General features: G+C 35.4%; 4 protein-coding genes and 1 pseudogene. All 5 read left to right on the top strand.

Annotated features, from left to right (window positions below):
* Positions 1–395 precede the first annotated feature (395 nt).
* A complete protein-coding gene (locus BGC07_RS20380; RefSeq protein ID WP_069311668.1) occupies positions 396–623 on the top strand; it encodes a hypothetical protein in 228 nt (75 codons plus the stop codon).
* An 89-nt stretch (positions 624–712) separates the two neighbouring features.
* Positions 713–1,213, top strand: coding sequence for a hypothetical protein (locus BGC07_RS01390; protein WP_139121575.1), 501 nt, complete (start codon positions 713–715; stop codon positions 1,211–1,213).
* Between the two features lie 45 nt (positions 1,214–1,258).
* Positions 1,259–1,429 carry a hypothetical protein gene (locus BGC07_RS21065; RefSeq protein ID WP_201258084.1) on the top strand — a complete coding sequence of 57 codons (171 nt, stop codon included), beginning with the start codon at positions 1,259–1,261 and terminating at the stop codon, positions 1,427–1,429.
* A gap of 15 nt (positions 1,430–1,444) precedes the next feature.
* Positions 1,445–1,654, top strand: a pseudogene (locus BGC07_RS21060) (hypothetical protein); the annotation flags it as partial.
* A 151-nt stretch (positions 1,655–1,805) separates the two neighbouring features.
* Positions 1,806–2,010, top strand: a 205-nt coding sequence (locus tag BGC07_RS20375) for a hypothetical protein (protein WP_158006826.1), incomplete at its 3' end; no start/stop codon positions are given.

Here is a 2,010-nt window from a genome sequence, read left to right as displayed (position 1 = left end):
GATGAATTGATTCTCTCTCCCGATTTTGATGAGCGCACTTTACTCAAGGTACTCAATGTGGCTAACCATGTTCAATGAGATTGCCATCATCCACTAAGATTTATCTGGCAACGACATACTGTGATATGCGTAAATCGATTGATGGTTTAGCTTGGGAGAAAGTGGCAAGGGTGTAGTCAATACGAATGCTCGCTCGGAATTACTGTTTTAAAAGACACTCTGTGTTGCCTGCCGCAATCACTATGTGAGCTGAGCCTTAGTAGCAGCCGAGAAAATTTGTTTTAGAAAAAAATATAAGCTATATTAGCTTTCTTATATAAATATATAATAAATATTATTTGTTATTGATTTTTAACTGTTTTTACCGTGAATATATTAAATATTATGAGGTGATAATGGATACTAGTAAGATAATTAAGCTTTCCTTAATGTTGCTGATGGTGTGTTATATCTCTATTTTAAATGCGACCGCTTGTAACCAAGCGACGATTATTATCAGGCATGGCCAAGATACAAATTTAAGTGATAAGCAATATTACTTGAGTCATAGTGGATTTATTCATGCAATTTTAAATCGGCAAGCTCTAAGTGCTTTTCTTTCAAAAATAGTATATGTCCAGTAGGAAGTGTATTTACAGCTGACGATACAAATCGACCTTTTTATACTGCATTGCTGTATTTTGTAACGGATAAAAACCATCAATATGAAAATATGCCAGGTCCTGGTGGCAAAGGTGACCACTACCACAATGAAAGAATTAAATATTTAAAAGATCTAAATGATACGGCTCAGCTTGAAACTATTCGAAAGAATAGGGATGTAATGTACTTTGATGGGGTTGGGTTTGAGACAAACTATCAAGGCTTACCTCATGATGGTGACTATTATCCAGGTGTGCAAGTTGTACATGATCATGCTGTTTGGTGGCTAAAACACAACTCTGGAAAATCTGTTTTGATTGTTTGGCGTCAAGATAGTATGACTCAGCTAGTCAAATCATTTAACTCAAAAAATCATAAGAGTGCTTCACGTTGGTATGCGGTGTATGTGTTAAAAAAAGAAAATGCTTATAAAGCAGACTATTATCATGAGAAATTTCAGCTGACCAATGGCGAAGAAGTTAATGATTTGGACGCAAATAAAAATTATAAGCGCGTGCAAAAAGAGTCTATTGTGCCAGGAGAAGTACAGCGGTTATTGACTGACTTCTAAATTAACCATACCATCAAGGAGAAAAGCAAAGGAATGTAAACATTTATGACTAAAAAAAGAGCTATATCTATTCAAAATTCATTTAAATCCTTAAAACTTTTAGAAAATAGAACGCCAAATATGATAGATCATCCACCAGTGCAATACTTTAGCCAGTTGGCAGAGTATCGTAACGGTGGTATTTTTATTGCACATTACCGTGGCAATAGCGAGTGAGAACGCCACCCTCATGGAGATGAATTGGTTCAAGTTATTGAGGGGGAGACAACTATAATACTACTATTATCTGATGCTGGTTGTGAGTCTGCAAATTTACTCAAACAAGGCGAGCTTATTGTTGTTCCTAAAAGCACTTGGCATCGGTTTGAAACGCCAAAAGAAGTCAAAGTCATGACGATTACTCCTCAACCAACAGATCATTGTATTGAATTTTCAAAATAGCAAGAAGCTTGGTTCACAGTTACTCTGCATGAATCTTAAGAATATTTAACTTTTTCAGCACAAATCTTTGCAATCCCTTTAGGGAATTTATCGCATATCTATTGTTACTATGGGTTCAATGCGTTTGAGCGAATATTCAAGGTGGAGAGAAATGAGTATTTTTAAGCAACTTAAATCCGCACAGAAAAAAGGTGTTGCCATTGAAGTAGATTGCAGCTTACAAGTTAAAGGTAAAGACCAGCGGATTTGTCATGAATTTATAAAAGGGTGTGTTTTGAGTGTTAGTGAGGAAACTGTAAAGCTTAAAAGCTTCATGCCGCCATCAGTGAAAATTATTGACATTAATAAAATTTTTT

Source organism: Piscirickettsia litoralis, assembly GCF_001720395.1.
Taxonomy (GTDB): domain Bacteria; phylum Pseudomonadota; class Gammaproteobacteria; order Piscirickettsiales; family Piscirickettsiaceae; genus Piscirickettsia; species Piscirickettsia litoralis.
The sequence above is the reverse complement of the archived record's forward strand: the minus strand, read 5'-3'. Positions and strand labels throughout refer to the sequence as shown.